The following is a 26,333-nucleotide window of genomic DNA, read 5'->3' on the forward strand; positions in this document are numbered from 1 at the left end:
CATAGAGGTGTTTTATGGTTATGCGTTTTAAAACCCGTCTGTTTGTAGCCTGTTCACTTCTTGCTGTTAGTGCTGCGGCTCTTCCGGCATTTGCAGCAGAGTCTCCTAAGGCTAATAATCCAGGCTGGTTTGTGCCTAAAACTGAGCAACCTCACGCACCTGCTCCTGCTGGACGTCATCACAGAGCTCCGGCACCGGTAGCGGCTCCAATGGAAAGTGATGACGAGGATTCAGTTGTAGAGCCTTCAGGGCAGAATCCTCCTGTGCTGCCTTTGCCACCTGTTCCTGTGACATCTGCCATTGCCAAGGAAAACCCACCGCCAGCTGCTGTAATTGGTGTGATTAGTGTTCCTGGTGTTATGCAGCTTTCAACAGCTGCTCAGGAAATGCAGCAGGTTCTGGGAGAACGTCGCGATAAGTTGGCGCAGGAAGTTCAAAAAGAAGAGGCTTCCTGGCGGGCTGAGCAGCAGAAGCTGCAGGTTCAGGCCCGGACATTGACGTCAGACCAGATTCAAATTCGTGAACGTCATCTTCAAGAACGTCGCGCCAGGGATCAGCGCGATTTTGGTAATAAAGCTCGTATTATACAGGAAGCTTATCAGGTTGCTTTCCACCAGATAGAGCGTGAGCTGGAGCAGAGAAATGGTATTATTGCCCGCGTTGCTGCCGCTCATAATATGAATCTGATCCTACATGCTGAGCAGGCTGTTCTGCATGTAGGGGAGCAGGATATTACTGAGGAAGTTGCTGAACGTTTGAATAAAATCCTTCCTCATGTTTTCATTCCAGCTGCAAATGTAGATCCTGAAGTGTTGGCAAAGTCAGGAAAAATGCCAACGACAGCGGATGAAGAAAAGGAACTGCAACAGGCTGAATCGCCTAAAGTTGTTGAAACTCCGCCACAATCAGTTGTTCGTCAGAAACATTGATCCTGAGTTTATCAAAAGCTCATGGATCACGCTTTAGAAGAACGCTCTAATACTGGAGATCCCCGTTTTTTTTCAAGACGGGGTCCTTTTGCCCTTTCTGTGATTCTCTCACATCTGAATCTTGATGTCTCATGTGAGCATCCAGACAAAAAGCGGGAATTCAGTAATGTTGCACCGCTTCATACGGCGGGTTCTTCAGAAATCAGCTTTTTGGATAATCGTCGATATGTTGATCTGCTAGATGAAACAAAGGCCGGTGCCGTTATTGTAGCGCCTGCCTTTAAAGAAAGAGTTCCAGCAGGCTGTATAGCTCTTGTATGTAAAGAGCCATATCTTGCCTGGGCACGTTTGGCGCAGCTTTTTTATCCTTTACCTCCTTCAAGAGGAGAGATCCATCCGACGGCAGTTCTGGGAAAGAATCTTTCTCTGGGAAAAGGTGTTCAAATAGGTCCTCTTGCTGTGATTGGCGATAATGTGACGATCAAAGATGGATCTATCATCAGTAGCCATGCAGTTATTGGTAATGGGGTAGAGATTGGCGCAAATTGCCGGATCGGCTCTCATGCCACGGTCTCGCATTCCCTTTTGGGAGACCGGGTGATTCTGTTTCCGGGTGTCCGTATTGGACAGGATGGTTTTGGCTTTGCCATTACAGCTCAAGGGTTTGAAACAGTCCCTCAGCTGGGGCGTGTCATCTTGCATGATGATGTTGAGATTGGAGCAAATTCGACAATTGACCGTGGTTCCATGAAAGACACAGTTATTGGCGCAGGATCTAGAATCGATAATCTCGTGCAGATCGGCCATAATGTTCAGATGGGGCGATGCTGTATTATTGTGTCACAAGCCGGGGTTTCCGGTTCTACGACTTTAGGCGATTTTGTTACTGTTGCGGCGCAGGCTGGCTTGATTGGTCATATTCATATTGGCTCTAAAGCCCGTATTGGAGCGCAATGTGGTGTTATGTCTGATATCAAAGCTGCATCGGATGTGATAGGGAGCCCGGCAATGCCTTTCAGGGAATTTTTTCGTAATGTGGCGACTTTACGCAAATTGTCTCGTAAAGAGTGACCCTGATAGTATTTTAACGTAAATTTTGTTAGATATTGGCACTATTTCTGACAGAGTGTTTTTTTGAGCAGGCAACAGTCAGTGATATTGGGAATTAAGTCAGGAAAGGTATTGCAAGTGAACGCAAAATCGGATCAGGATCATATCGTTCCCGAAACCGTAGATATTCTGCAAATCATGCAGGCTATCCCACATCGTTATCCGTTCTTGCTGCTTGATCGTATGGAAGAGATCAAGGCAGGTGAATCAGCCGTAGGGATCAAGAATGTCACTGCGAGTGAGCCTTTTTTTCAAGGACATTTCCCTGCTCGTCCTGTAATGCCAGGTGTCCTGATTGTCGAATCAATGGCACAGACAGCCGCGACACTTGTTGTTTTGACATTGGGTAAAGAGTTTGAAGGCAAGCTTGTTTATTTTATGACAATTGAAGGCGCGAAATTCCGTCGTCCCGTCGGACCGGGGGATCAGTTGCGTATTCACGTCAAAAAAGAGCGGGCAAGAGCAAATGTCTGGCGTTTTCACGGGGTTGCTAAGGTCAATGATGTTGCTGTAGCAGAAGCGACTTTCAGTGCCATGATCATGGGCTAGGCTTTGTGAAGGACGCAGCAGTGGATTCGGCAGCCCCTTTCATTCATCCTACAGCACTTGTCGACCCGAAGGCTTCTTTGGGGACAGATGTTTTTATCGGTCCCTGGTGTATGGTGGGGCCAGAAGTCGTTTTACATGACGGCGTCAAGCTTCATGCTTCGGTTATTATTGAAGGGCGTACCCAGCTTGGCAAAAAGGTGGAAGTTTATCCCTTCACAACCATCGGAATGGCGCCACAGGACCAGAAATATACGGGTGAATCGACCTCCTGCCATGTGGGAGAAGGTACGATCATCCGTGAGAATGTGACCATCCATAGAGGCACTTCGCAGGGTGATGGTATGACGCATATAGGCAAATCGTGTCTGATAATGGCCAATGCGCATGTTGCTCATGACTGTGTGTTGGGTGATGAAGTCATCATCGTCAATAATGTCGTCATGGGTGGTCATGTAAAAATAGGCGATCAGGCGCGCATTATGGGCTCTGCTGCGATTCATCAATTCGTCAGGATTGGAAAAGGTGCCGTTATTGGTGGGCTCTGTGGTGTTGAAATGGATGTCCTGCCTTATGGAAGTGTATTAGGAAATCGGGCACGTCTCGTAGGGCTGAACTGGGTCGGTTTGAAACGCTCCGGAGTCGGCAATGATGAGATGCAGATTTTACGACGCGCCTTTCGTCAGCTTTATCCACGGCTCGATGATTCAGGTGATGTACTGAGTCACAGAATAAAAAAATTAAGACAGGAATTTGCTCACATAGACCGTATTGTTGAGATGCTTGATTTTATGGAAGCTCCCAGCCGTCGCGGATTGACACGTGCTGTCCGTAGAGAGTTTGACGACTATGCTGAAAGTCTATGCTGATTACACCTCCAGTGATTGGTATTCTGGCTGGCGGAGGGCCACTTCCTTCGCAGTTGGCTAAAAATCTGACGGAAAAAGGGAAAGCTTTTTTTATTGTAGGGTTTGAGGGCTTTGTAGAGTCTAATTTAATTGCAGATTACCCTCATAAAATAATCCGTCTTGCAGCAGCAGGGGAGATATTGCGCGCTCTCAGAGCATATCATTGTAAAGATCTGGTTCTTATTGGCCCCGTTAAGAGACCCTCATGGCGTGATTTACGTCCTGATCTTGAGGGGACAAAAATATTAGCGCGTTTGGGTAAAGCAATTTTCAAAGGCGATGATGGGCTTCTTAGTGCTATTATGACAGTTCTGGAAGAAGAGGGATTTCATATCAAAGGAGCCCATGAATTTCTTGATGATGCTTTAGGGCTGGAGGGTGTCATGGGAGCGATTGTTCCTTCATCAGAGGCATGGCTTGATATCCAAAAGGCAGCGCATATTTTAAAGGTCATGGCGCCTCTGGATGTGGGGCAAGGCTGTGTCGTCCAGAATGGTGTGACATTAGCGATAGAAGCCATAGAAGGCACAGATGCTATGCTTGAGCGTTGCCAAGCCTTTGAGCAGGGGCCAAAAAGAGGAATCTTACTAAAGATGCCTAAATCGGGGCAGGATATTAGAGCAGATATGCCAGCGATTGGACCTGTAACGATTCAAAAAACAGCACAGGCTGGTCTGGAAGGAATTGCGTTCCTAGCAGGGTATACCCTGTTAACGCATAGAGAAACATGTAGTGCAATTGCTGATCGGGAAGGGGTTTTTTTATACGGTCTGTCTCGCGAAATTGTACAACAGTGGCAGGAAGAAAAGGAGACATAATATGAGTTCTTTTTTACATACAATGGTCAGAGTCAGAGACCTTGAGCGTAGCATCGCTTTTTATAATCTATTGGGTATGCGTGAGCTTCGTCGCTGTGAAGTCAGAGAAGGACGTTACACACTCGTATATATTGGTTTTGATGAGAACAAGAATGGTCAAGCTGAAATTGAGCTGACCTATAACTGGGATCAGGAAAAGGATTATGAAATCGGCAATGGTTTTGGCCATTTTGCCATAGGTGTTCCCAATGTTGCTGATGCTGTAGAGAAAGTCCGCCTCGGTGGTGGGAAAGTAACGCGTGAAGCGGGGCCTCTTAAATTCGGCACAACTATTATTGCCTTTGTCGAAGACCCTGACGGTTACAAAATGGAGCTCATTGAGAAAAACGAATCTCCTTAATAACGGCGAGGGTCGCGTCCAGAGAGGCCATGATCATTTGGGCTTCACGGCGGACGTCCTGGTCTTTATGATTCGTAAGGTGGTCGGCAACCATGACTGCCGGTGAGAGTTTATTGCGTAAGTTATGTCGAAACTCTGATAAAAAGGTTTCTATAGCTTTTGGATCCATGGAAGGCTTTGTGATGCTGTCAGTCATGGTTATCTCCTCGTGTTAGGATTGACACTTTAGGACAAGCCGCTTAAAAGCACCACAAAATAGCTGGAAATTGCTTAGGGCGTTTGGCGTCCGATCTTTTGATATGTTTCGACATATCTGTGTTTTAGGGGAATGAAGAGAATGAAGCGCACTTATCAGCCTTCTCGTTTGGTTCGTAAACGCCGCCATGGCTTCCGCACACGCTCAGCGACAGTCGGTGGTCGCCGTGTTCTGGCTAATCGCCGTGCTAAAGGGCGTAAAAAACTTTCAGCCTGATTGGTGAATAGATGATCCGTCTGACCCGTCTGAAAAAAAGGGCGGAGTTTCTGAAGATGGCTCAAAAAGGAACAAAGGTTGTTACACCTGGTCTAATAGGCCAGGTTGCGGCTTTTGGGGATTCCTTGGAAATACGTGTTGGGTTTACGGTTACCAAGAAAGTTGGTAACGCAGTGATTCGTAACCGCGTAAAGAGGCGGCTCAGGGAAGCCTGCCGCCTTGTAGTAAAAGAGAATGCGCCTCTTGCAGGAAGCATGGTTTTGATTGGACGGAATCAAACGGTAGATAGGCCGTTTGATGCATTGAGAAATGACGTTCAAAAAGTCATGAGAGTGATGAGCGAAAGGGGGGCATGAAAGAGTGAGAAATATTCTCACAAAAGCATGTTTATTCCTGCTCGTAATTTATCGTACTGCCTTTAGTCCCTTTTTAGGACGTAATTGCCGTTTTCACCCCACATGCAGCGCTTATGCAGCAATTGTTATCAAACGATATGGGCCTTTTAAGGGAGGATGGCTTGCTCTAAAACGGGTTATGAAATGCCATCCCTTTCATCCAGGCGGGGATGATCCTCCGCCATAAAGTTAAAAATAGTTGTTTAAAAATGCTCCCATCCTGTTTTTTTGGTTGAGAGAATTACCACTTTGTGGAAAAACCTTCTGGATCGTTTAATAGGGTTATTTTCCGTCTCCTATAAGGGAGGGTTAGCCCTTATGGTATGATGAAAGAGTGGCTTCAGCTCGATGGAAAATAATAAACGTATTCTTTTAGCCGTCATTATTTCGGCAGCAATTCTCTTGGGGTTTAACTTATTGATGCCCAAGTCCCCTCAGCATGAAGAAGGGGCTTCCAAGCCGGATACGACGAAAACACTTGTTTCTGCCCCGGCTGCGTCCTCTGAAAAAGTGGCTTCTGAGGTAGGGAATGGTTCAGTTCAGCCTGATATGGACCATGCTGAACATCGTTTGATTGTATCAGGTGATGATATTGAAGGATCAATTAATCTTCGTGGGGCTCGCCTCGATGACCTGGTCCTGACTCGTTATAAAGAGAGCCTCTCGCCTGGCAGTGCTCTGGTGCGTCTGTTGGATAAAGCTGGCAGTGAAAAGCCAAGCTATGTCTATCTGGGCTGGAGCAATGGTGAAGGGTCTTCAGCCAAGCTCCCCGGGTTACAGACACTTTGGCAGAGTGATAGTGATAAACTGACGCCAGATCATCCTGTGACATTAACATGGAATAATGGGGAAGGGATTGAGTTCCTGATTCATGTAAAGCTGGATAAGCATTACATGTTCTCTGTACAACAGGAGGTTAGAAATTCCTCAGATAAGCCGGTTTCCCTGAGGCCCTTCCAACGGGTTCAGCGTGATTATCTGCCGGAATCTACAGGTTCTTATACCGCCTATGAAGGCCCCATTGCTGTTATGAATGGCAGCTTGGCAGATAAAGGCTATAAGGATTTACGCAAGGCTGTTTCAGAGCCTGGACAGATTGCCTGGCAGGCAACAGGTCAAGGGGGCTGGGGTGGTATTACAGATAAATACTGGCTCACCTCTATCGGAGCTGATTCCTCCTCAATCGTGACAGCACAATATGCTTATCATCCTATCGGCAAAGGTGTGTATCAGGTTACATTCCAGTCGCGTGATGCCCAGACAATTCAGCCAGGGGCTTCCTTGGGGCAAGGGAGCTATATTTTTGCTGGAGCAAAAGTTCCGAGCTTGTTGAAGAATTATGAGAAAAAATATTCTCTACCCAAATTCGATAAATCTATTGATTTTGGTTATTTGTTCATCCTTACGCGGCCTATTCTCTACGTGTCGCATTGGTTGTACATTCATATAGGTAATTTTGGTCTTGCCCTGATGGCCCTGACCCTGATTGTAAAAATCATTCTATATCCGCTTGCAGTTAAGGCAGCGGTCTCTTCAGCCCGTATGCGCCTTTTAGCACCCAAGATCACAGAGCTTCGGGAAAAGAATAAAGATGATCCCATGGCTGTGAATCAGAAGATTATGGCCCTTTATAGAGAGGAAAAGGTAAATCCGGCAGGTGGATGTTTGCCCATCCTGATTCAGGCACCTATTTTCTTTTGTCTCTATAAGGTGTTGAATCTCAGTATTGATGAAAGACATGCGCCATTCTTTGGATGGATACATGATTTGTCGGTTCCTGATCCAACAAATATACTTAATCTTTTCGGTCTTCTGCCTTTTGACCCGACCGATATAGCCTCGTTCCTTCATGTCAGTATCTGGGGTATTGCCCTAGGCGTTACCTTCTGGCTGCTGCAACGTCAGAGTATGGTCAGTATGGACCCCATGCAGGCCCGTATCATGCAGTTTATGCCGATTGTTTATGTATTCGTCATGTCAAGCTTCCCTGCCGGTCTGATGGTTTACTATACATGGAACAACGTGCTGACACTTGCCCAGCAGGCAATCATTCAACGCAGGACGAAGCTGCCCGTTCCACTCTATAAAGTTAAGACAAAGAAATAAGTTTTATGTCCAAAGAGCAGCCAGGCCCTCCATCGCCAGAGCAAATAGAAGAAGGGCGCAAACTCTTTGCTGGCGAGTGTAATTTCTTTTTTGGCGCGCAAAAACTTGAGCAGCTTCCAGAGGCTAAAAAGCCGGAAGTTGCTTTTGCTGGGCGTTCCAATGTAGGGAAATCAAGCCTCATTAATGCTTTAACTGGGCGGAAATCCCTCGCACGAGCTTCGTCTGAGCCGGGGAGAACAAAACAGCTTAATTTCTTTAATTTGGCTGATAGATTTACACTGGTTGATATGCCGGGTTATGGTTTTGCGAAGGCATCAAAATCCGTCAAGGAAGACTGGCAGGGGATGATGTTTGATTATCTCCGTGGGCGCCCCGCATTAGTGAGGGTGATTTTGTTGATTGACAGTCGGGTTGGATTGAAATCCTCTGATCGGGAAATCTGTGATTTATTGGATAAAGCCGCAGTGGTGTACCAGGTGGTTTTAACCAAATGTGATGCCGTAAAAGTCAATGAGCTTGAAAAACGTCTTGAAGAGATAACACAGTTCCTGAAAATACATCCAGCCGCTTTCCCCTATATTTTACCGACCAGTAGTGAGAAAATGCAAAATATACCAGAGTTGCGCGGGTTATTATCACAATTCGCCGAACCGGCTTTTTCATCGTAGAACTGGTCATAAGGGAGCATAGAGACCATGTCTGGAAAATCCTTTGAGGATCAACTCATGATTCCAGTGCCAGAGGAGCTTCTGGCTGCTGAGGGTCTTACCGAGGCACAGAAGGCCGCGGTCCTTGCAGAGGCCCTTCCTTATCTGCGTCGTTATGCTGGTGATACGATTGTTGTAAAATATGGCGGCCACGCCATGGTGGAAAATGATCTGGCAGCGACATTTGGTCGTGATATTTCACTGTTGAAACTTGTCGGAGTCAATCCAATCATCGTGCATGGTGGTGGCCCACAGATTAACGCAGTTCTGAAGCAGTTAAATATCGAATCACGCTTTATAGATGGTCTTCGTGTGACGGACTCATCCATGATTGGCGTGATTGAGATGGTTCTTTCAGGAACGGTTAATAAACAGGTTGCCGATTTGATTAATCGTGCAGGGGCGCTGGCTGTAGGAATTTCTGGGCGGGATGGCAGGCTTATTCAAGCCCGTAAATTATACCATAATGGTCCTTCAGCTAGCGATCAGCCTTTGGATCTCGGTTTTGTAGGCACGCCTGAAACTATTGACCCCCGTGTTTTATATGCCCTTCTCGGAGCAGGGTTAATTCCTGTTGTAGCGCCACTTGGTGCGGGTGAGAATGGTGAGATATTTAACATCAATGCGGATACTGCCGCAGGGGCAATAGCGGGCTCTGTTGGGGCTTCACGTTTATTGATGTTGACAGATGTCCCGGGTGTTCTGGATGAGAAGGGCAACAGACTGCCAGAACTGACTGCTGATGAAGTACAGTGGCGGATTGAAAAAGGCCTGATTACAGGAGGGATGATTCCCAAAGTGGAAACCTGCCTAAAAGCCGTAAAGGCAGGTGCGAAGGCGGCTGTCATCCTTGATGGACGTGTCCCTCATACCTGCCTTCTTGAGCTTTTCACTCCGGCAGGATTGGGGACTTTGATTAAGGCTGAATAAAGAAGACTGTATCAGTAAAAAATGACGGGACATCAGGCATTCTGATGAGCAAAATGCCATAAACGGCCGCTTTTCCTGTCAGTTGTTTTTTTCAAGGCAAGAGTAGCTTGCTCAAGCAGTTCGTCAATTGTTTCGGGGCTTGATGGCTCGCGGCAACAGAGTCCCATTTGCAGAGATAAAGTCGTTTTTTGCAGAAATGGTGCGACGATACCTTTTTTGGTCATATCTTCAGCCCTTTCAGCAGCTGCGTAACGATCGGCACCATCAAGCCAGATAACGAAAAGAGGACCACCGAGTCGGGCAAGTGAGTCGGTAGGGCGGATCGCATGTTCCAGAACCGAGACACTATGAGCAAGGATTCTTTCTTCCATCTCAGGACCATAGGTTAGAGCAAGGGCTGAAAGACCATTAATCTGCACGATAATCAATGTACCTGCCAAGCTATCGCGATCCAGCCTTGGAAAACGGCGGACAAGAGACTGACGTAATGCAGGCCATGTCAGGACACCCGTCGTCGGGTCGTGGCGGGTCTTTTGTAGGGCTGTCATGTAAAGATTTTCCATTTCCATCAGAAGTGCTGCCACCTTCCAGAAATGTGTAATGATCTGCTCATCATCTTTCTGCCAGGGGGATTTCCGCCAGAGTAGAAGAATGGCCCATTCATGTTGTCTTAATGCCTGATAGCAGGCTAGTGCCTCAATATTATCAATCTTGAAAGTGAAAATATCTTCCTGAGCGGCGTTGGGGGCAGAAAGATGTTGCAGGATTGCTTGATCTATAACCCCTGAAAGCACGGGGGCAGAATTATAGGGGTCATGAAAAATTGTGGCAGTTTTTTCGCTCTCTGTCTGAGCATCTTCAGTAATAGCACATTTGAGTAGTGCTCCCTGACAGTTATAATGGCTGAAAAGAAGGTCAGCAGCGGCGCAAATCCCTCTGTAAGGGGTGACATTACGACGTAAAATATCGAGGAGATTGGAAACTATATCCTGATTTTCAGCGTCCTGAGAGGCCGTAAGAGGTTGTTCAAACACTGACACTGTTCAGCTCCTCCTTTATCGAAAAAGACATAAACTGCCTTTGCAGTGATATTCATTTTCAGTAGTTGACTTCCACGCCTGTGGCCCTCATGGTCCACATTGCTTATTCGTTTATTAGATAGTTTGGGTTAATTCGTCATGCAATATGGTCAACTCCGTCCAAAAATTGAGAGATTATGGGAAGAACGCGATACGCTTTCTCCTCAAACCACCGGTGAAGCACGTAATATCATCGAAGAAGCTCTTAATGGACTCGATTCTGGTGTTATTCGTGTTGCAGAAAATGGTGAAAATGGCGTTGTGGTTCATGAATGGCTGAAAAAAGCTGTTCTGATGTCTTTCCGTCTTTATGATTCAGCGCCAATGGCTCAGGCATGTGGTGGGGTGCCAGGCTTTGACAAGGTTCCTCTGAAATTTAATGGCTGGGGTAAGGCTGAGTTTGATCAGGCAGGTTTCCGGGCTGTTCCAGGAGCGATTGTCCGTCGTTCTGCTTATATTGCACCTGGTGTTGTGTTGATGCCGAGTTTCGTCAATCTTGGTGCCCGCGTTGAAAGTGGTACCATGATTGATACCTGGGCGACAGTAGGCTCATGTGCGCAGATTGGTAAAAACTGCCATATCAGCGGCGGAGCCGGGATTGGCGGTGTTCTGGAACCCTTACAGGCATCTCCTGTAATTATTGGTGATAACTGCTTTATCGGTGCACGTTCAGAAGTGGCTGAGGGCGTGATTGTAGAAACGGGTTCTGTCCTGTCCATGGGGGTCTTTTTAGGGGCCTCAACCAAAATCATCGACCGCGCGACTGGTGACGTCTATATGGGACGTGTCCCTGCTTATTCTGTGGTTGTTCCCGGGACACTTCCCCCTAAAACACCAGGTGGGCCATCCTTAGCCTGTGCTGTCATTGTTAAAAAAGTTGATGAACGGACACGTTCGAAAACGTCTATTAACGACCTGTTGCGCGATTAATTATGACAAAGCCTGTTTCTGATAGTACTGACCCTATTGCCTTATTAAAGACCCTGCTGAGTTGCCGCTCTGTAACTCCTGTAGATGATGGTGCTTTGGGAACTGTTGGTCATGTTCTTGAGGAAATGGGCTTTCATGTAACGCGGTTGGATTTCGGGCCCGACAATGCCCGGACTCCTAATCTCTATGCCCGATTAGGAGAGGGGAAACCTCATTTCTGTTTTGCAGGTCATACAGATGTCGTACCTGTAGGTGAGGGATGGTCTCATGACCCCTTTTCAGGGGATATAGACGGCGCGTTTATATATGGCCGTGGCGCTGCGGATATGAAAGGGGGCATTGCCTGTTTCCTGGCGGCAATAGCACGTTTTCTGAAAGAAAATCCCCTCAGAGGAAGTTGTTCCCTGCTTATTACGGGTGATGAAGAAGGCCCCGCCCATCATGGAACAAAAGAGGTTTTGCGCTGGATGGAAGAAAAGGGTGAAATCCCTGATTTCTGTCTTGTTGGTGAGCCGACCAATCCTCATGAAATGGGAGAGGTGATCAAAATAGGACGTAGGGGCAGCCTGAATGCTGTTATTACAGTCAAAGGGAGAGAAGGTCATGTTGCTTATCCCCATCTTGCGGATAATCCGATTCATAGACTAATTCCTTTGCTGGATGCTCTGACCCGTGATCCTTTGGATCAGGGAAGTGAATGGTTTGCTCCTTCCTCTTTGCAGATTACGAGTGTGGATGTTGGTAATCAGGCAACAAATGTCATTCCTGCAAAAGCGGTCATCAGGCTTAATATCCGTTTTAATGATCTTCATAGTGGGAAATCTCTTTCAAACTGGCTCCAAACGCTGATTGAACGCTTTACGCCTGAGGCAGAGATGGAGATTGCGATCAGCGGTGAGTCTTTCCTCACGCAACCAGGGGATTTTGTCAGTCATATCTCTGGTGCTGTAGAAGAGGTTACAGGCCGTAAACCCCGTCTGGATACAGGAGGGGGAACGTCAGATGCCCGCTTTATCACCCGTTACTGCCCTGTTGCTGAATTCGGCCTTGTGGGGGCGACAATGCATAAACGCGATGAATGTGTCTCTCTTGAGTCCCTGGAAGTTCTGACAAGGATTTATCAGGAAGTTATAACGCGTCTTGGCCTGTAAGCCTGCCTTCAAAAATCTTTGAAAGGGTTGTCGGGATAGCCGACGTCAATAAAGCATAGCCCGCTCGCCGGAGCCGTTGGGCCCGCTTGACAGCGGTCGCGGGCTTCCAGAACTTCCAGCATTTTCTCAGGAAGCCACTGTCCTTTTCCAACAAGCGATAATGTGCCTACCATGTTTCTGACTTGATGATGCAGGAAAGAGCGTGCCTGCGTTTCAATAATAATGAGGTCGTCCTGCCTTATGACTGTAAGCTCATCAAGTGTCCTTATGGCATTTTTGGCCTGACAGGCTGCGGCTCTGAAAGAGGAAAAATCATGTCTGCCAAGCAGATGGTTAGCCCCTTCCTGCATGGCTTTTTCGTCAAGTAATGGTTTGACGTGCCATACAGTGTTCTCACTAAATGTTGGGCGTGAAGGGCGGTTTAGAATCGTGTAACGATAACGGCGCCAAAGGGCTGAAAAACGGGCATTCCAGTCATCAGAAACGGGGATAGCTTCAAGGATGACGATCGGATGGGGCTTCAGGTGAAAGTTGATTCCATCACGTAGAGAATGTGCTGCAATAGGGCGATCTGCAGGCACGTCCATATGGATGGCCATACCAGAAGCATGAACCCCAGCATCTGTGCGGCCACAGGTAATTGTCGAAATGGACTGCCCTTTAAAAAGTCTTGAAGCAGCTTCTTCAAGTAACTGCTGGATGGACAGACTATGTTCTTGCCTCTGCCATCCAGCATAAGCGCTCCCATCAAACTCGATCCGTAAAGCCCAGCGCCTCGTTGCAGCAGGAAAGACGTTATTCAAAACGCGTACCTTCCGGCACCATATATCCTCTAAGGAAATCATCAGATTTTATCATGGCCCGACCCGGTTTTTGAAGAGAGAGTAAACGCAAGGCGCTGCCCTTACCGCATGTAATGGTCAGACGGTCGTCTAGCACTGTTCCTGGTGCAGCATTTAAAGAAGGTGTTTCAACAGCGATTTCAGCTGCCCCGATACGGATGACCTGACCATTTAGCGTTGTAAAATTACCAGGCCAGGGCGTAAAAGCACGAATCTGGCAGTCAATCTCCTTGGCTGGACGGGTCCAGTCAATTTTGCCATCGCCCCTCTGAAGGCGTGGTGCATAACAGGCCCCACTATTAGATTGAGGAGTAGGGAGTGGTAAGTTCTCGAGCGTTTCCAATAATGTTTTACAGCCGAGCGCAGATAGGCGGTCATGGAGCGTTTCTGCGGTATCACATGCTGTAATTTCAGTTTCAACCTGTTTGAGGATGGCGCCTGTGTCCAATCCTTCATCCATCTGCATGATGCAGATTCCTGTTTTTTGATCACCAGCTTTTATAGCTGATTGGATAGGAGAGGCACCGCGCCAGCGGGGCAGAAGACTGGCATGGATATTTAAGCAGCCTTTTTTTGGTAAATCCAATATTTCTTTAGGCAGGATGAGGCCATAGGCTGCAACAATAATGGCTTCAGGCTGAAGCTTTTTCAGATAATCCAGCTCTTCTTGATTGTTGCGTAGTTTTATAGGGGTTCTGATCTCAAGGCCATATTTTTCAGCAGTCAGATGCACAGGTTGCTTTTGCATCGTTTTGCCACGGCCTGCAGGGCGAGGGGGCTGCGTGTAAACAGCCAGAATTTCATGACCAGCCTTAATGAGTCCCTCAAGTGCAGGAACAGAAAAATCAGGAGACCCCATGAAAACCAGTTTCATCAGATCAGGACTTTCTCTTCTGTTCTTTAGCGAGACGGCGCATCAGCATATTGCGTTTCAGCGTTGAAAGATGGTCAACAAACAGAATACCATCCAGATGATCTATCTCATGCTGTATACATGTTGCGAGGAGTCCTTCGGCTTCCAACATCGTTTCATTACCGTCCATGTCGTGATAGCGCACTTTAATGGAAGCGGGTCTTTCGACTTCGGCATATTGGTTAGGGACGGAGAGACAGCCTTCTTCCCGAACGGAATATTCTTCGCTTTCCTCAATAATCTCTGGATTAATAAGAACCATAGGTTCTGGCGGGGCATCTTTTTCCGAAACGTCCATAATCAAAAAACGTTTACTGATTCCAACCTGTGGTGCAGCCAATCCGATACCGGGTGCTTTGTACATGGCTGAGAACATAGCAGGTAAAGTTTTTCTGATTGTCTCAATTTCATCAATAGCGACAGCCTTTGCAACCTGTTTCAGGACAGGGTGAGGGGCTACCAGGATAGGCATTGGTTCAATTGTTTCGATCTGATCGAGGAATTCAAATGTTGTCATAGGTGGGAATTTACCTAGCAATGAGATTTTCTTCCAGAGTTAAAATCTGACATTCCTACGAAATGGCTTCGGAATAAGGAAAAGATTTTTCTTGCCTCTTGCACGGTAACCAATAAGTTCCTTAATCTAAAGATAATGAAAGGTAATGCCTTGAAAAGGGTTACCTGTTTTGTCTCGCTCCACGAGGAGGCCTTCTGTCGCGTGTCCAATCGTCTTTTTACGTCCCCGATGTTTCTAGGGTTTGATCATCTTGAGCAGATGCTTGAGAGAGTGTCCAAAACTACGTCTGATGGGTACCCGCCTTATAACATAGAACAAATCAGCCATACGGCATTGCGGATTACGCTCGCAGTTGCGGGTTTTGTCATGGATGATTTACAGATTACCCAGGAAGATAATCAGCTGGTTATCCGTGGCCGACAGGCTGATGATAGTCAGGGACGCGTTTTTTTACATAGAGGGATCGCAGCGCGGCAATTCCACAGGGCTTTCGTTCTGGCAGAAGGGATTGAAATTAGTGGCGCCTGGCTTGATAACGGATTGCTACATATAGATCTTGTGCGTCCCCGTCCGGAAGTTCGTGTGAAGCATATAACGATTTCTCAGGGGAACCAGAAATCTCGTATCTTGTCAGAGGCAGAATCAGGCAAGCAACCTGTGAGGGGTCGCCCTGTTCGTAATCTTCATATAGCTGAAGAGGATAAGGGAGAGGGTAATGGTTAAAAACATGTCCAAAGATAAATCTCCCACTATAGAGAGTTCTACCCTCGCTCAGGAAACGATTATGAGTGGTAAAGAATTCAAAGGATTGGGGATGACACAAACGGCTTATTTTAAACCAACGATTCACGAAGGTGTTAAAATGGTGGCGATCTATGCAGCGGATGGCACCAAGATTGCGGTGGCAGAAGATGAGCAGAGCGCAATGGACGTTATTTTAAAATCACAGCTTATTCCGAGTTTTCTCCAGTAAGGCGTGATGGAAGGAAAACCCTCTTTGAAAAGAGGTAAATAAGGGGACTGTGGCATAATTTTGACTGGGCTACATTGTAAAATGTTCGCCCAGATAAACACGCCTTACATCTTCATTCGCAACAATAGCCTCAGGTGTCCCCTCCATGAGGACTTCACCACTATGGAGAATATAGGCTCGGTCAATGACTTCTAAGGTTTCACGGACGTTATGATCTGTAATCAACACGCCGATCCCGCGATCTTTCAAATGTGAGACAAGTTCCCTGATTTCACTGACGGCGATAGGGTCAATTCCCGCTAGAGGTTCATCAAGTAGAATATAATTAGGCTGACTTGCCAGGGCGCGGGCGATTTCCAGACGTCTACGCTCGCCACCTGAGAGAGCGAGCGCAGGAGAATGGCGTAAATGAGTAATACCAAATTCGGCCAGCAGGCCATTGAGCATTTCGTGCCTTTTCTCTGGGTCTCGCTCTACGACTTCCAGAGCAACCATAATATTCTGCTCAACATTGAGACCACGGAAAATACTGGCTTCCTGCGGCAGATAGCCGACTCCGAGCCGTGCCCTGCGATACATCGGTAATTGTGTTATATCAGACCCATCAAGCATGATGGCGCCTGTATCGGCACGGACAAGTCCGACGATCATATAAAAACTCGTTGTCTTACCAGCGCCATTAGGTCCCAATAAACCAACAGCCTCACCACGCTGTACGTGCAGGGAAACATCTTTGACAACAGGTCGCTTCTTATAGGTTTTACCGATCCCGTGAGCGACCAGGCCAGGCCCTTGATATAATTCTGAATACATTATTGATGCGTCTCATTTGGAACGACCAATCCCTGAATAGGCGAATCATGACCTGGTAGCATGGTGGCAATTCCCGTTTTCATATTCACAACAGCCTGTGAGCCATTATTTTGATTCTGGCCCTGCGTGATATGGACATGCCCAATTACGCGAGCAAGCTGCGGCCCGAAAAGATAAACACCTCTATCTCCAGTGGCAACCTGTTTATCCGTTTTAATGATAACGTGTCCCCACCCATAAGCGCGGTCGAGAGAACCGTTATCATGATCCCCATTTTGTTTTTGGCGCTCGGCTTTCTGGGCATCTGTCAGTCCAACTGATTTTAAAATATCAGCAATGACACGTTTGCCTTCATCATTCGTGACAGAAGCATCTCCACGGCCAATCGTAATACGTTCCTTAGGGTAATATTCTACCAGGTCGCGGGCAGTCATGATCTGATGTGGCGTGGTGAATTTCATATGTTGTCCCGTTAATAATATAACGGCCCGGTCAACATCATAAATTCCATGATCTCCCCAGCCTTGACTGTTCTGGTTGTAAAAATGGACATGTCCGATAGCTTCAACACGATAAAGCTCCATATCGCCGCCCATTACATCATTATTGTTTTTAGGTTTGGGAGTGGCTGGGGGGGCTTTATCACGTAAATAGCCGACCAGAATATCAGCATCTAATGTCACATCTCCTCTGACAGCTCTGGCGCCGCCAGTTAGTGTGACTGTCTGCTTGTTATGATCGTAGATCTCTTCCTGCTTCCAATAGAGCTTAATGGGTTCGCCATGCGACTGATCATTGGTCGCTGTTTCAGGTTGTGTCGCTTTGACGGATTCAGAATGAGTCTCAGCTTTACTGCTTAAAGGAGCAAGAAGCAGAAGCAGAGCAAAAAAATAAGATGACGGAAGATAATTACGTTGAGACATTATTGATTATGTCCCTTTCGACGGGGAAGAAGGTGGATCTTTATCGTCATTATGGACAGTCAGACCTGGCCCTGTAAACTGAATTGTCTTGGTATTCTGGTCCAGAAAAGCGCCTTCAGCATCTTGCGTACCAAAAGGCCCTTCTGCATGAACCCAGCTGGCGGTAGCAACAATATTTCTCTTCAGATCAATATCAGCTGTCGGACTGTTAAGAAGGATACCATCATTGCGATATAGCACAACATGACCAGTTAATGTGAGAGTCTGTTCATCTCGCATATAGACGCCTTGGTCAGCACGTATATTCATCCAGACATTATTCTTCATCAGAATGTCGGCGACAGGATATTCCAGATCAATATGGTCCTTACCGATCTGTCTGGCATTTTGCGAGGTCAAAGTATAGGGACGATTTTTCGAATCGATATCGTGGTAGATGGCGTGTTCTATGGCCCCGGTTAAATGTTGAAAGCGCTGCATATCATGGAGCGCTTTTCTATTCAGGCTAACAAGGTGAGAGATTTCGGGCCAGGCTGCGAGTGAAACAAGTATAAGGGCAGCCAAGGAAGGTAGTCCCCAACGTGCTAGTTTTAAACGGGCTTGTCTTCGGGACATTTCAGCGGCAGTGGGAGGACGCCTTACACGTTGGAAGGATTCGCTGCGTATTTTATCAAGCTTGGCGCGGTCCTCGGTGTTCTGGTCTCCAAAATCACTCCTTTGGGCTGGGCGGCGTTCGTCACTATTGCTCATAGAACCCCCGTGCGTAATAGGTCGTGAAGATGAACAATTCCTAAAGGATAATGATGTTCGTTAATAATAAATAAATTACTGATAGGAGGTGAGTGCTGATTCATGAGATGGAGTACATCCTGCACGGTCATGTCTGGTGTAACCGTGACAGGATCCTTGTTCATAATGTCTCCAGCGCATGTTGTGTTAAGGTCTCTGGAAAGAGAAGGGCGCAGATCACCGTCTGAAATGAGGCCGATTAATGTTCCTTTTTCATCAGTAATTCCTACGCAGCCGAAAGCTTTCTGTGTTATCTCCATAATAGCTTGGGAAAGAGACATGGAAACTGGACCAAGAGGCATTGCTGTGCCTGTGTGCATAACATCGCTGACTGGGCGTAGGCGTGCCCCAAGCCGGCCAGCAGGGTGAAAGGCGTTAAAGTCTTTGTCCGTAAAACCGCGTCGGTCAAGAAGGGTTGCCATCAGGGCATCCCCGACTGCCAGTTGCAGAACGCATGATGTAGAAGGCGCCAATCCGATAGGACATGCTTCAGCAACGGCTGGAAGTGTCAGGCAATATGTAGAGGCTTTGGCCAATGTTGAGGAAGGATTGCTTGTGACAGCGATTATGGGAATTTTATATAGTTCAGCATAGTTTAATAAAGGATATAATTCCGCTGTCCCACCTGAGGCTGAGAAAGCTAATAAACTATCACCCGGGCAGATCATCCCCAGATCACCATGTGCGGCTTCAGTGGGGTGAATAAAAAAGGAAGGTGTTCCGGTTGAAGCAAGACTTGCTTGGATTTTACGGGCAACATGCCCGGATTTCCCTACACCTGTAACTGCGATCCGGCCTGAAGAAGACAGAATATGTTCAACTGCCTGGCAAAAAATTGTCCCAAGCTGGCCTTTAAAGGCTGCTTCCAGAGCTTTTAACCCCTGCTGTTCCTTGGCAAGTGTATCAAGGGCTGTTGCGAGGGGAAGGGAAGACATCTGTTTTAATATCAGCCTTTGTGGGAAAATATATCCGGTTCTATATAACCAAGCAGATCTAGTGTGGCACGAGTTGATAGAAAATCAAAACATGATTGAGCTATTTCAAGACGATTTTCACGAATCAGCATCGCCTTGAGCTTATCCCAAAGAGCGTGAAGATATAAAACGTCGGAAGCAGCATAGCTTTTCTGCGCTTCTGTTAATAGAGGGGCACCCCAATCCGAACTTTGTTGCTGTTTGGAAAGATCAATGCCTAATATCTCCCGGCATAGATAAGCAAGCCCATGCTTGTCAGTAAATGTATAGACCAGGCGTGACGCGATTTTTGTGCAGATGACGGAAGTGACCATGATGTCAAAGGAATACTGTAATAATGCGACGTCAAAACGGGCAAAATGCATCAGCTTTGTGACGTCCTTGTTTTCCAGAAGAGCTTTGAGATTAGGACAACCTGCTCCTTTCCCTTCTAGATGAGAAGGGCGAATTTGGACAAGGTGAGCTTGTCCGTCACCGCTAGAAAGTTGGACAAGGCAAAGGCGGTCCCGGTAGGGGTTTAGCCCCATTGCTTCAGTATCAATGGCGACGATTGGTCCGAGATCAAGATTCTCCGGCAAATCTCCGTCATAGAGATGGATGATGTTTTGTTCATTATTCATAAGACACCGGGAGAAAATATGCACATCACGTGGCAGATACTCCTAAATAAAGAGAGTTTTTCTGCCTAATATGAATATGGTGCCCAGAAGAAGACTCGAACTTCCACGTCCTTGCGGACACAGGTACCTGAAACCTGCGCGTCTACCAATTCCGCCATCTGGGCCTTTGTCATCCAGCTTCATATTCCTTAAGATTGAAACACGAAACCAGCGTTGGTGGGATGCTTTCTAGCGACCTCTTGTGGGAACGTCAACTCATAAAAAAGAATAATTTAGAGAGCTTAATTAAATGTTCCGTTTCGGACATATTCTTGAGTGATCATTATGTTAATTTTCCTAAAATGTCGATTACATTCTCGTGAAAGGTAAGCAATGTTGACTATTTATTTGGTTAGTTTATTGTCATCAATGTCGCAGATTTTTAATTTGCTTCCTGCTCTCAGGTAAACAGGTCGTAAACAGGAGACGTGCTTTATGGCTGATCCCATGCTTAAATTTGTGCATCAACCACAGGAGCGTCCTGTTAAGCGGTCCGCTGAACAAAGACGGAAAGATTTTAATGAAATTTATGAAGGATTCCCCTTAGATAAAGCGGAGACACAGGCCTCACGCTGCTCTCAATGCGGGATTCCTTTTTGTGCCTCTCACTGCCCCCTGGGAAATAATATTCCAGACTGGTTGCAGCTTGCTGCCACAGGGCGCCTCAAAGAAGCCTATAGTCTGTCTTCCGAGACAAATAGTTTTCCTGAGATATGTGGGCGTATCTGCCCCCAGGACCGTTTATGTGAGGGTAACTGTGTCATCAATAAAGATTTTAAAAGTGTAACAATCGGTGCCGTCGAACGTTTTATTACAGAAACGGCATTTGATGAAGGATGGGTGACGCCTGATCTCCCCCTTACGGAAAAGTCCCTAAGTGTTGGGATTATAGGTTCGGGGCCGGCAGGGCTGGCATGTGCCGGGAGCCTCAGGGCGAAAGGTTATGACGTTCATGTATATGAACGCCAGGCGGAAGCAGGTGGGTTGCTGCGTTACGGAATCCCCGGATTCAAACTTGAAAAACACGTAGTCAAGCGCCGTATTGATCTCCTGAAAGCTCAGGGTGTTATTTTCCACCTTGGGCAGGAAATCGGCAACAAGCCAGATGCCCTACCTTTCAGTGAAGTTAGAAAGCGTCATCAGGCAGTTTTCCTTGGAACAGGCGTTTATAAAGCGAAACGTGCACATGTAGAAGGGGAAAGCCTGAAGGGTGTTGTTAAAGCACTCGATTTTCTCTGCCAGGCAGAAGCTCCCGAAGCACAATTAAATAGTGCAGGGAGGCGCGTTGTTGTGATCGGTGGTGGTGATACTGCGATGGATTGCGTCAGGAGTGCACTAAGGCAGGGCGCTGCAAAAGTAACATGCGTTTATCGTCGTGATCGGGCCAATATGCCTGGTTCGCGTCAGGAAGTGATTAATGCAGAAGAGGAGGGCGGAGAGTTTCTCTGGCTTGCTGCCCCAGAAGCGTTTCTTGGAAAGGATCATGTTGAAGCAGTCAGGCTGAAGGAAATGCGTCTTGGCATGCCAGATATTGATGGCCGTCGGGCAGTTGAACCTACAGGGCAGCATAGTCAGTTAGAGGCGGATATGGTCATCTGTGCCTTAGGATTTGACCCAGAAGATCTACGTAATTCATGGAGCTGTGATGATCTTGCTGTCACAGCTCATAACACGTTGAAAGTCTCAAGAAACAGCTACGAGACTTCTCTTGCAGGTGTTTTTGCTGGTGGTGACATTGTGCGAGGAGCCAGTCTGGTCGTTTGGGCTATTCGCGATGGGCGGGAAGCTGCAAGGGCCATGGATCGTTATCTTTCAACACATCATTCTCAATTACAGGCTGAGCAGACTCTTGGGGGAGTTCTTTAAATGACAGGTGCGAATTTCGTTCAGGAGTATGAGGCCAATATCGAACGCTTGAAGGGACTATATGATCCTGCGCAGGAACATGATTCCTGCGGCGTGGGCGTTATTGTCAGCCTTGATGGGAAAGCATCGCGCAAGGTTGTTGAGGCGGGGATTGAGGCATTAAGCAATATCTGGCATCGCGGTGCAGTTGATGCAGATGGCAAGACAGGTGATGGTGCTGGTATTCATGTAGAGATTCCCCAGAATTTCTTTGCGGAGGCGATTCACAGCACCGGTATCAGCAAGATTGACGGGATCATTTCTGTTGGCATGGTCTTTCTGCCACGTAATGATCTGGCCTCGCAGGAGCGGGGACGTCAGATCATTGAAAGTGAAATCCTCGCTTTTGGGTATGAGATTTATGGTTGGCGTCAGGTGCCGATCAATACGTCCTGTATCGGCGAAAAAGCGAATGAGACGCGCCCTGAGATCGAACAGATCATGATCCGCAATGTCCTGGGACATGAGCAGGATGAGCTTGAACGTAATCTCTATATTATCCGTCGCAGAATTGAAAAAGCAGCAGCAGCCGCTTCGACAGATCTGTATATCTGCTCCCTTTCGAGCCGGTCTGTCATTTATAAAGGGATGTTTCTTGCTGAAAATCTGACGGATTTTTATCCAGACCTGCTGGATAAACGCTTTATCTCACGTTTTGCACTCTATCATCAGCGTTATTCCACCAACACTTTCCCGACCTGGAAACTGGCACAGCCATTCCGTCGTGTTGCTCATAATGGTGAGATAAACACCCTGTCAGGGAATATTAACTGGATGAGAGCGCATGAGACGCGTCTGTCCAACCCTGATCTTGATCCCTATATGGATTCACTCAAACCTGTGATTCAGCCATCAGGGTCTGATACAGCAGCTCTTGATAATGTATTTGAACTCCTGACATTTGCTGGACGAGATGCGCTGATGGCAAAATCTCTGATGATACCGGCATCGATTGGTGGCAGTACGTTTATCTCGCCGAAGGTGAAAGCTTTTTACCGTTATTGCTATTCTGTCATGGAGCCATGGGATGGTCCTGCTGCAATTTGTGCAACAGATGGTAAATGGATTATTGCTGGTCTTGACCGGGCAGGGCTACGCCCATCGCGTTATTCCATCACAAAAGATGGTTTGCTGATTGTCGGTTCTGAAACGGGCATTGTCCGGATCCCTGAAGAATCTATTCTGGAACGTGGTCGTTTAGGGCCGGGCCAGACGATGGCCGTCAATCTTGCAACAGGCAAGCTCTATAAGCCTGATGAAGTGGAGGAAGAACTCGCTTCGCGGCATAATTATGAAGAATGGGTCAAATTAACACGTGATGTCGCTCCCTTGATTGAAGGGATGGATGAAGAGAGTGCGCTTTCAGAAAGTGAGCTTTTCCATCGCCATCAGGCCATTAGCCGCACTTATGAGGATCTGGAAACCATTTTGCACCCTATGGTTGCAAATGCGGCTGAAGCTATCGGTTCAATGGGGGATGATACGCCCTTACAGATTCTTTCAACACATTATCGTGGTTTGGGGAATTATTTCCGGCAGGGATTTAGTCAGGTGACAAATCCCCCTATTGATAGTTTACGTGAGACAAGGGTGATGAGCCTTGTAACACGTCTGGGGAATCTTGGTAATATCCTTGAAGAATCAGCTTCTCAATGTGATCTTCTTCAGCTTCCCAGTCCTATTCTGACAAACGGGGAATTTGATCGCCTCAGGGATGTCTGCGGGGATCAGGGCGCAGTGATTGATTGTACATTCCCGCTTTCTGACGATAAAGCCGGTCTTAAAAAAGCACTTCATGCAATTTGTAGTCAGGCTGAAGATGCAGTGAGGCAGGGATGTGCTCATATCTTCCTGACAGATGAACATAGTTCTGCTGAACGTGTGGCTGTGCCGATGATTTTGGCTACAGCAGCAGTTCATATTCATCTAGTCCATCATTCTCTGAGGACATTTACTTCCCTGAATGTGCGTAGTTCGACCGTACTGGATGTGCATAGCATCGCCGTGAATATTGGCGTTGGTGCGACGACTGTAAATCCGTGGCTTACGCAGCATTCCATTGCTGACCGGCTTAAACGCGGTTTGTTTGAGCCTATGACGCTACGTGAGGCGATGTTGCGTTATCGCAAAGCCCTAGATAAGGGGCTGCTTAAAATTATGTCAAAGGTTGGGATATCAATCGTATCTTCCTATCGGGGAGGGTATAATTTCGAGGCAATTGGCCTTTCACGTGCGTTGGTTGCAGAATTTTTTCCTGGTATGCCCTCACGTATTTCAGGGATTGGTCTGCCGGGAATTGCCCGTAATGTTCTCAAAGCCCATAAAGCAGCCTGGGCTCCGGCAAAAATTGCGCCCCTGCCTATGGGAGGGCGTTATAAATTACGCATGAAAGGTGAAGCACATGCCTTTAATGCAACGGTAGTTCATCAGCTTCAGATGGCTGTTAATGCCAATAGTTACAAGCTGTACCGTCGTTATGTTGAAGCGCTTGAGGCTTTGCCTCCCATCTCTTTACGTGATCTGTTTGGCTTCAAACCTGTTGCCCATCCTATCTCGGTTGATGAGGTTGAAGGGGTTACACAAATCCGTCGTCATCTTGTTGCACCAGGGATTTCGCTTGGGGCACTAAGTCCAGAGGCACATGAGACGCTGGCAATCGCCATGAACCGGATTGGTGCCAAGTCTGATTCAGGTGAGGGGGGAGAGGATCCTGCTCGTGCTCATCCGCGCCCTAACGGAGATAATGCGTCTTCTGCAATTAAGCAGGTTGCGTCAGGCCGTTTTGGGGTTACGGCAGAATATCTTAATGATTGCCGAGAGATTGAGATTAAAGTGGCACAAGGTGCCAAACCGGGAGAGGGCGGACAGCTTCCTGGGTTTAAAGTCACGGAATTAATTGCGCGTCTCCGTCATGCGACACCGGGTGTGACACTTATCTCTCCTCCTCCTCATCATGATATTTATTCGATTGAGGATCTGGCGCAGCTTATTTATGACTTAAAGCAGATCAATCCTGAAGCGACTGTTACAGTTAAACTGGTTGCAAGAACCGGGATTGGGACTATCGCAGCAGGTGTTGCAAAAGCGAAAGCAGACGCCATTCTGATCTCCGGTCATTCTGGTGGGACTGGTGCAAGCCCGCAATCATCGATTCATTATGCAGGTCTGCCCTGGGAAATGGGGCTGAGTGAGGCACATCAGGTCTTAATGCTTAATCGCCTTCGTCACCGTTTAACCTTGCGTGTTGATGGGGGCATCAGGACAGGGCGTGATGTTGTCATTGCTGCCATGTTGGGTGCAGAGGAGTTTGGTATTGGCACGGCTGCTTTGGTTGCTATGGGCTGTATCATGGTGCGTCAGTGTCATTCCAATACATGCCCTGTCGGTGTGTGCGTCCAGGATGAAGCGTTGAGAGCCAAATTTGAGGGAACACCAGAAAAGGTCATTAATCTATTTACCCTTATTGCAGAAGATGTGCGTAATATCCTGGCGCAATTAGGTGTGCGTTCGCTCAAGGAAATTATTGGGCGGACAGATATGCTGCATCAGGTCTCGCGTGGGGCCGATTATCTGGATGACCTGGATCTAAATTCCCTGCTTGTACAGGCTGATAGTGGGGGATATGCCCGCTACTGTACACGTGAGGGTCGCAATGAAGTGCCAGATACGCTTGATTCAGAGATTATTGCTGACGCACGGCCATTGTTTGAACGCCGCGAAAAGTTACACCTGCATTATATGGTGCGTAACACACATCGTGCCATCGGGACGCGTATTTCTTCTCTGATCACACGCAAATTTGGTATGAATAGTTTGCCGGAAGGTCACGTTACCCTCACGCTTAAAGGTTCTGCAGGGCAATCACTGGGGGCTTTTGCTGTAAAAGGGTTGCGTCTGGAGGTAGAAGGTGATGCCAATGACTATGTAGGCAAGGGACTTTGTGGGGCTACGATTATCGTACGTCCAGGGCAGGGCTCAACGCTGGTCACTCGGGATAATGCAATCATAGGTAATACTGTGCTCTATGGGGCTATTTCTGGGACGCTGTTTGCAGCTGGGCAGGCAGGGGAGCGTTTTGCGGTCCGTAATTCGGGGGCAATTGCCGTTGTTGAAGGATGTGGCTCTAATGGTTGTGAATATATGACTGGTGGCACGGTCGTCGTTCTGGGTGAAGTTGGTAATAATTTTGGTGCCGGCTTCACAGGGGGAACAGCTTTTGTACTGGATGTTAATGGCCAGTTTGAAGGGCGTGTGAATAATGAAAGTGTCATCTGCAACCGGGTTGTTTCCCCGCGCTGGGAGTTACAATTACGTGAGCTTGTCGAGCGTCACGTCAGAGAGACGGGAAGCCTTTATGCTGCAGGCCTTCTGGATAACTGGGCTGAGACACTTCCCAAATTCTGGCATATCGTACCGAAAGATTATGCCAGGATCATAGGTTTTGTTGAGGAAGATCTGACACGTCTTTCCGCCTGACCGGCCCATATAGGCAAAAGGGGACATTTTTTAGCTATAAAAAGAGTTCCCAGAGTTCTTTTGGCAGG

At 47.3% G+C, this 26,333-nt stretch carries 28 protein-coding genes and 1 tRNA gene; 18 read left to right on the forward strand and 11 right to left on the reverse strand.

Annotated features, from left to right (window positions below; translation table 11 throughout):
* Positions 1–14: 14 nt before the first annotated feature.
* The 6 genes from AC3B6P_RS08735 to gloA all read left to right on the forward strand — a co-directional run bounded on the left by AC3B6P_RS08735 (position 15) and on the right by gloA (position 4,711).
* The gene (locus AC3B6P_RS08735) at positions 15–929 is read left to right on the forward strand and encodes an OmpH/Skp family outer membrane protein (protein ID WP_489805748.1); all 915 of its coding nucleotides are present in this window, start codon (positions 15–17) and stop codon (positions 927–929) included.
* A gap of 21 nt (positions 930–950) precedes the next feature.
* Positions 951–2,000 (forward strand): UDP-3-O-(3-hydroxymyristoyl)glucosamine N-acyltransferase, encoded by a 1,050-nt coding sequence (gene lpxD, locus AC3B6P_RS08740; RefSeq protein ID WP_489805749.1) that lies wholly within the window; start codon positions 951–953, stop codon positions 1,998–2,000.
* Positions 2,001–2,117: 117 nt separating this feature from the next.
* Positions 2,118–2,588, forward strand: a complete 471-nt coding sequence (gene fabZ, locus AC3B6P_RS08745) for a 3-hydroxyacyl-ACP dehydratase FabZ (protein ID WP_489805750.1) — start codon at positions 2,118–2,120, stop codon at positions 2,586–2,588.
* A 5-nt stretch (positions 2,589–2,593) separates the two neighbouring features.
* Entirely contained in the window at positions 2,594–3,454 is an 861-nt protein-coding gene (lpxA, locus tag AC3B6P_RS08750; protein WP_489805751.1) for an acyl-ACP--UDP-N-acetylglucosamine O-acyltransferase, read from the forward strand.
* Positions 3,448–4,311 (forward strand): LpxI family protein, encoded by an 864-nt coding sequence (locus tag AC3B6P_RS08755; RefSeq protein WP_489805752.1) that lies wholly within the window; start codon positions 3,448–3,450, stop codon positions 4,309–4,311. Before lpxA ends, AC3B6P_RS08755 begins: the two co-directional genes overlap by 7 nt.
* Position 4,312: 1 nt before the next feature.
* The gene (gene gloA, locus AC3B6P_RS08760) at positions 4,313–4,711 is read left to right on the forward strand and encodes a lactoylglutathione lyase (RefSeq protein WP_489805753.1); all 399 of its coding nucleotides are present in this window, start codon (positions 4,313–4,315) and stop codon (positions 4,709–4,711) included.
* Here the strand turns inward: gloA and AC3B6P_RS08765 are convergent.
* Positions 4,686–4,907 (reverse strand): hypothetical protein, encoded by a 222-nt coding sequence (locus AC3B6P_RS08765; RefSeq protein WP_489805754.1) that lies wholly within the window; start codon positions 4,905–4,907, stop codon positions 4,686–4,688. The two genes, gloA and AC3B6P_RS08765, sit on opposite strands and share 26 nt — an antisense overlap.
* A gap of 141 nt (positions 4,908–5,048) precedes the next feature.
* On the opposite strand from AC3B6P_RS08765, the gene rpmH reads away from it, so the two are divergent.
* From rpmH to argB, 6 genes are all read left to right on the forward strand, one after another.
* The gene (gene rpmH, locus AC3B6P_RS08770; protein WP_018979184.1) at positions 5,049–5,183 is read left to right on the forward strand and encodes a 50S ribosomal protein L34; all 135 of its coding nucleotides are present in this window, start codon (positions 5,049–5,051) and stop codon (positions 5,181–5,183) included.
* An 11-nt stretch (positions 5,184–5,194) separates the two neighbouring features.
* A complete protein-coding gene (gene rnpA, locus AC3B6P_RS08775) occupies positions 5,195–5,539 on the forward strand; it encodes a ribonuclease P protein component (RefSeq protein ID WP_489805755.1) in 345 nt (114 codons plus the stop codon).
* A gap of 4 nt (positions 5,540–5,543) precedes the next feature.
* Positions 5,544–5,765, forward strand: a complete 222-nt coding sequence (gene yidD / locus AC3B6P_RS08780; protein ID WP_489805756.1) for a membrane protein insertion efficiency factor YidD — start codon at positions 5,544–5,546, stop codon at positions 5,763–5,765.
* A 161-nt stretch (positions 5,766–5,926) separates the two neighbouring features.
* Positions 5,927–7,684: a membrane protein insertase YidC gene (yidC, locus tag AC3B6P_RS08785; RefSeq protein WP_489805757.1), complete on the forward strand. Its 1,758-nt coding sequence runs from the start codon at positions 5,927–5,929 to the stop codon at positions 7,682–7,684.
* A 5-nt stretch (positions 7,685–7,689) separates the two neighbouring features.
* Complete coding sequence (yihA, locus tag AC3B6P_RS08790) at positions 7,690–8,352, forward strand: ribosome biogenesis GTP-binding protein YihA/YsxC (RefSeq protein ID WP_489805758.1); 663 nt, start codon at positions 7,690–7,692, stop codon at positions 8,350–8,352.
* Positions 8,353–8,409: 57 nt separating this feature from the next.
* Positions 8,410–9,321, forward strand: a complete 912-nt coding sequence (argB, locus tag AC3B6P_RS08795; protein ID WP_489805938.1) for an acetylglutamate kinase — start codon at positions 8,410–8,412, stop codon at positions 9,319–9,321.
* A 32-nt stretch (positions 9,322–9,353) separates the two neighbouring features.
* Here argB and AC3B6P_RS08800 read toward each other — a convergent pair whose 3' ends face one another.
* Positions 9,354–10,361, reverse strand: a complete 1,008-nt coding sequence (locus tag AC3B6P_RS08800) for a GGDEF domain-containing protein (protein WP_489805759.1) — start codon at positions 10,359–10,361, stop codon at positions 9,354–9,356.
* A 138-nt stretch (positions 10,362–10,499) separates the two neighbouring features.
* Here AC3B6P_RS08800 and dapD point away from each other — a divergent pair, with 138 nt between their 5' ends.
* Both dapD and dapE read left to right on the forward strand, forming a co-directional pair.
* Positions 10,500–11,330, forward strand: coding sequence for a 2,3,4,5-tetrahydropyridine-2,6-dicarboxylate N-succinyltransferase (gene dapD, locus AC3B6P_RS08805; RefSeq protein WP_489805760.1), 831 nt, complete (start codon positions 10,500–10,502; stop codon positions 11,328–11,330).
* A gap of 2 nt (positions 11,331–11,332) precedes the next feature.
* Positions 11,333–12,481, forward strand: a complete 1,149-nt coding sequence (dapE, locus tag AC3B6P_RS08810) for a succinyl-diaminopimelate desuccinylase (protein WP_489805761.1) — start codon at positions 11,333–11,335, stop codon at positions 12,479–12,481.
* Positions 12,482–12,489: 8 nt separating this feature from the next.
* Here dapE and truA read toward each other — a convergent pair whose 3' ends face one another.
* From truA to def, 3 genes are read right to left on the reverse strand one after another with little or no spacing between them, the layout of a single operon-like run.
* Entirely contained in the window at positions 12,490–13,326 is an 837-nt protein-coding gene (gene truA / locus AC3B6P_RS08815) for a tRNA pseudouridine(38-40) synthase TruA (protein ID WP_489805762.1), read from the reverse strand.
* Positions 13,277–14,197 (reverse strand): methionyl-tRNA formyltransferase, encoded by a 921-nt coding sequence (gene fmt / locus AC3B6P_RS08820; protein WP_489805763.1) that lies wholly within the window; start codon positions 14,195–14,197, stop codon positions 13,277–13,279. Before fmt ends, truA begins: the two co-directional genes overlap by 50 nt.
* Before the next feature lie 4 nt (positions 14,198–14,201).
* On the reverse strand, positions 14,202–14,753 hold the full coding sequence (gene def / locus AC3B6P_RS08825; protein ID WP_489805764.1) for a peptide deformylase: 552 nt from the start codon (positions 14,751–14,753) through the stop codon (positions 14,202–14,204).
* 201 nt (positions 14,754–14,954) lie between these two features.
* On the opposite strand from def, the gene AC3B6P_RS08830 reads away from it, so the two are divergent.
* Both AC3B6P_RS08830 and AC3B6P_RS08835 read left to right on the forward strand, forming a co-directional pair.
* Positions 14,955–15,476, forward strand: coding sequence for an Hsp20 family protein (locus tag AC3B6P_RS08830; RefSeq protein ID WP_489805765.1), 522 nt, complete (start codon positions 14,955–14,957; stop codon positions 15,474–15,476).
* The gene (locus tag AC3B6P_RS08835; protein ID WP_489805766.1) at positions 15,469–15,726 is read left to right on the forward strand and encodes a DUF1150 family protein; all 258 of its coding nucleotides are present in this window, start codon (positions 15,469–15,471) and stop codon (positions 15,724–15,726) included. The genes AC3B6P_RS08830 and AC3B6P_RS08835 overlap by 8 nt, the downstream gene beginning before the upstream one ends.
* Positions 15,727–15,795: 69 nt before the next feature.
* Here AC3B6P_RS08835 and lptB read toward each other — a convergent pair whose 3' ends face one another.
* From lptB to AC3B6P_RS08865, 6 genes are all read right to left on the reverse strand, one after another.
* A complete protein-coding gene (gene lptB, locus AC3B6P_RS08840) occupies positions 15,796–16,539 on the reverse strand; it encodes an LPS export ABC transporter ATP-binding protein (protein WP_489805767.1) in 744 nt (247 codons plus the stop codon).
* Positions 16,539–17,462, reverse strand: coding sequence for an LptA/OstA family protein (locus AC3B6P_RS08845; RefSeq protein WP_489805768.1), 924 nt, complete (start codon positions 17,460–17,462; stop codon positions 16,539–16,541). Before AC3B6P_RS08845 ends, lptB begins: the two co-directional genes overlap by 1 nt.
* Positions 17,463–17,468: 6 nt before the next feature.
* Complete coding sequence (gene lptC / locus AC3B6P_RS08850) at positions 17,469–18,212, reverse strand: LPS export ABC transporter periplasmic protein LptC (protein ID WP_489805769.1); 744 nt, start codon at positions 18,210–18,212, stop codon at positions 17,469–17,471.
* Positions 18,209–19,186, reverse strand: a complete 978-nt coding sequence (locus AC3B6P_RS08855) for a KpsF/GutQ family sugar-phosphate isomerase (protein WP_489805770.1) — start codon at positions 19,184–19,186, stop codon at positions 18,209–18,211. Before AC3B6P_RS08855 ends, lptC begins: the two co-directional genes overlap by 4 nt.
* 11 nt (positions 19,187–19,197) lie before the next feature.
* A complete protein-coding gene (locus AC3B6P_RS08860; protein WP_489805771.1) occupies positions 19,198–19,845 on the reverse strand; it encodes a ribonuclease D in 648 nt (215 codons plus the stop codon).
* A gap of 77 nt (positions 19,846–19,922) precedes the next feature.
* A tRNA-Leu gene (locus tag AC3B6P_RS08865) sits at positions 19,923–20,009 on the reverse strand.
* Between the two features lie 310 nt (positions 20,010–20,319).
* Here AC3B6P_RS08865 and AC3B6P_RS08870 point away from each other — a divergent pair.
* Together AC3B6P_RS08870 and gltB are read left to right on the forward strand one after the other, a co-directional pair.
* Positions 20,320–21,750, forward strand: a complete 1,431-nt coding sequence (locus tag AC3B6P_RS08870; protein WP_489805772.1) for an NAD(P)-dependent oxidoreductase — start codon at positions 20,320–20,322, stop codon at positions 21,748–21,750.
* A complete protein-coding gene (gene gltB, locus AC3B6P_RS08875; RefSeq protein WP_489805773.1) occupies positions 21,751–26,265 on the forward strand; it encodes a glutamate synthase large subunit in 4,515 nt (1,504 codons plus the stop codon).
* Positions 26,266–26,333: the final 68 nt, after the last annotated feature.

It is taken from the genome of Aristophania sp. ESL1142 (assembly GCF_058107345.1).

Excerpts from the sequence above, each read along its gene's own strand:
- AC3B6P_RS08855 (WP_489805770.1), bottom strand. The coding sequence starts at position 19,186 with ATGTCTTCCCTTCCCCTCGCAACAGCCCTTGATACACTTGCCAAGGAA.
- lpxD (WP_489805749.1), top strand. The coding sequence starts at position 951 with ATGGATCACGCTTTAGAAGAACGCTCTAATACTGGAGATCCCCGTTTT.
- lptC (WP_489805769.1), bottom strand. The coding sequence starts at position 18,212 with ATGAGCAATAGTGACGAACGCCGCCCAGCCCAAAGGAGTGATTTTGGA.
- rpmH (WP_018979184.1), top strand. The coding sequence starts at position 5,049 with ATGAAGCGCACTTATCAGCCTTCTCGTTTGGTTCGTAAACGCCGCCAT.
- argB (WP_489805938.1), top strand. The coding sequence starts at position 8,410 with ATGATTCCAGTGCCAGAGGAGCTTCTGGCTGCTGAGGGTCTTACCGAG.
- yihA (WP_489805758.1), top strand. The coding sequence starts at position 7,690 with ATGTCCAAAGAGCAGCCAGGCCCTCCATCGCCAGAGCAAATAGAAGAA.
- dapD (WP_489805760.1), top strand. The coding sequence starts at position 10,500 with ATGCAATATGGTCAACTCCGTCCAAAAATTGAGAGATTATGGGAAGAA.
- AC3B6P_RS08845 (WP_489805768.1), bottom strand. The coding sequence starts at position 17,462 with ATGTCTCAACGTAATTATCTTCCGTCATCTTATTTTTTTGCTCTGCTT.
- truA (WP_489805762.1), bottom strand. The coding sequence starts at position 13,326 with ATGATTTCCTTAGAGGATATATGGTGCCGGAAGGTACGCGTTTTGAAT.
- gltB (WP_489805773.1), top strand. The coding sequence starts at position 21,751 with ATGACAGGTGCGAATTTCGTTCAGGAGTATGAGGCCAATATCGAACGC.
- AC3B6P_RS08735 (WP_489805748.1), top strand. The coding sequence starts at position 15 with ATGGTTATGCGTTTTAAAACCCGTCTGTTTGTAGCCTGTTCACTTCTT.
- AC3B6P_RS08835 (WP_489805766.1), top strand. The coding sequence starts at position 15,469 with ATGGTTAAAAACATGTCCAAAGATAAATCTCCCACTATAGAGAGTTCT.
- fmt (WP_489805763.1), bottom strand. The coding sequence starts at position 14,197 with ATGAAACTGGTTTTCATGGGGTCTCCTGATTTTTCTGTTCCTGCACTT.
- dapE (WP_489805761.1), top strand. The coding sequence starts at position 11,333 with ATGACAAAGCCTGTTTCTGATAGTACTGACCCTATTGCCTTATTAAAG.
- yidC (WP_489805757.1), top strand. The coding sequence starts at position 5,927 with ATGGAAAATAATAAACGTATTCTTTTAGCCGTCATTATTTCGGCAGCA.
- gloA (WP_489805753.1), top strand. The coding sequence starts at position 4,313 with ATGAGTTCTTTTTTACATACAATGGTCAGAGTCAGAGACCTTGAGCGT.
- rnpA (WP_489805755.1), top strand. The coding sequence starts at position 5,195 with ATGATCCGTCTGACCCGTCTGAAAAAAAGGGCGGAGTTTCTGAAGATG.
- AC3B6P_RS08860 (WP_489805771.1), bottom strand. The coding sequence starts at position 19,845 with ATGAATAATGAACAAAACATCATCCATCTCTATGACGGAGATTTGCCG.
- AC3B6P_RS08870 (WP_489805772.1), top strand. The coding sequence starts at position 20,320 with ATGGCTGATCCCATGCTTAAATTTGTGCATCAACCACAGGAGCGTCCT.
- def (WP_489805764.1), bottom strand. The coding sequence starts at position 14,753 with ATGACAACATTTGAATTCCTCGATCAGATCGAAACAATTGAACCAATG.
- lptB (WP_489805767.1), bottom strand. The coding sequence starts at position 16,539 with ATGTATTCAGAATTATATCAAGGGCCTGGCCTGGTCGCTCACGGGATC.
- AC3B6P_RS08765 (WP_489805754.1), bottom strand. The coding sequence starts at position 4,907 with ATGACTGACAGCATCACAAAGCCTTCCATGGATCCAAAAGCTATAGAA.
- AC3B6P_RS08755 (WP_489805752.1), top strand. The coding sequence starts at position 3,448 with ATGCTGATTACACCTCCAGTGATTGGTATTCTGGCTGGCGGAGGGCCA.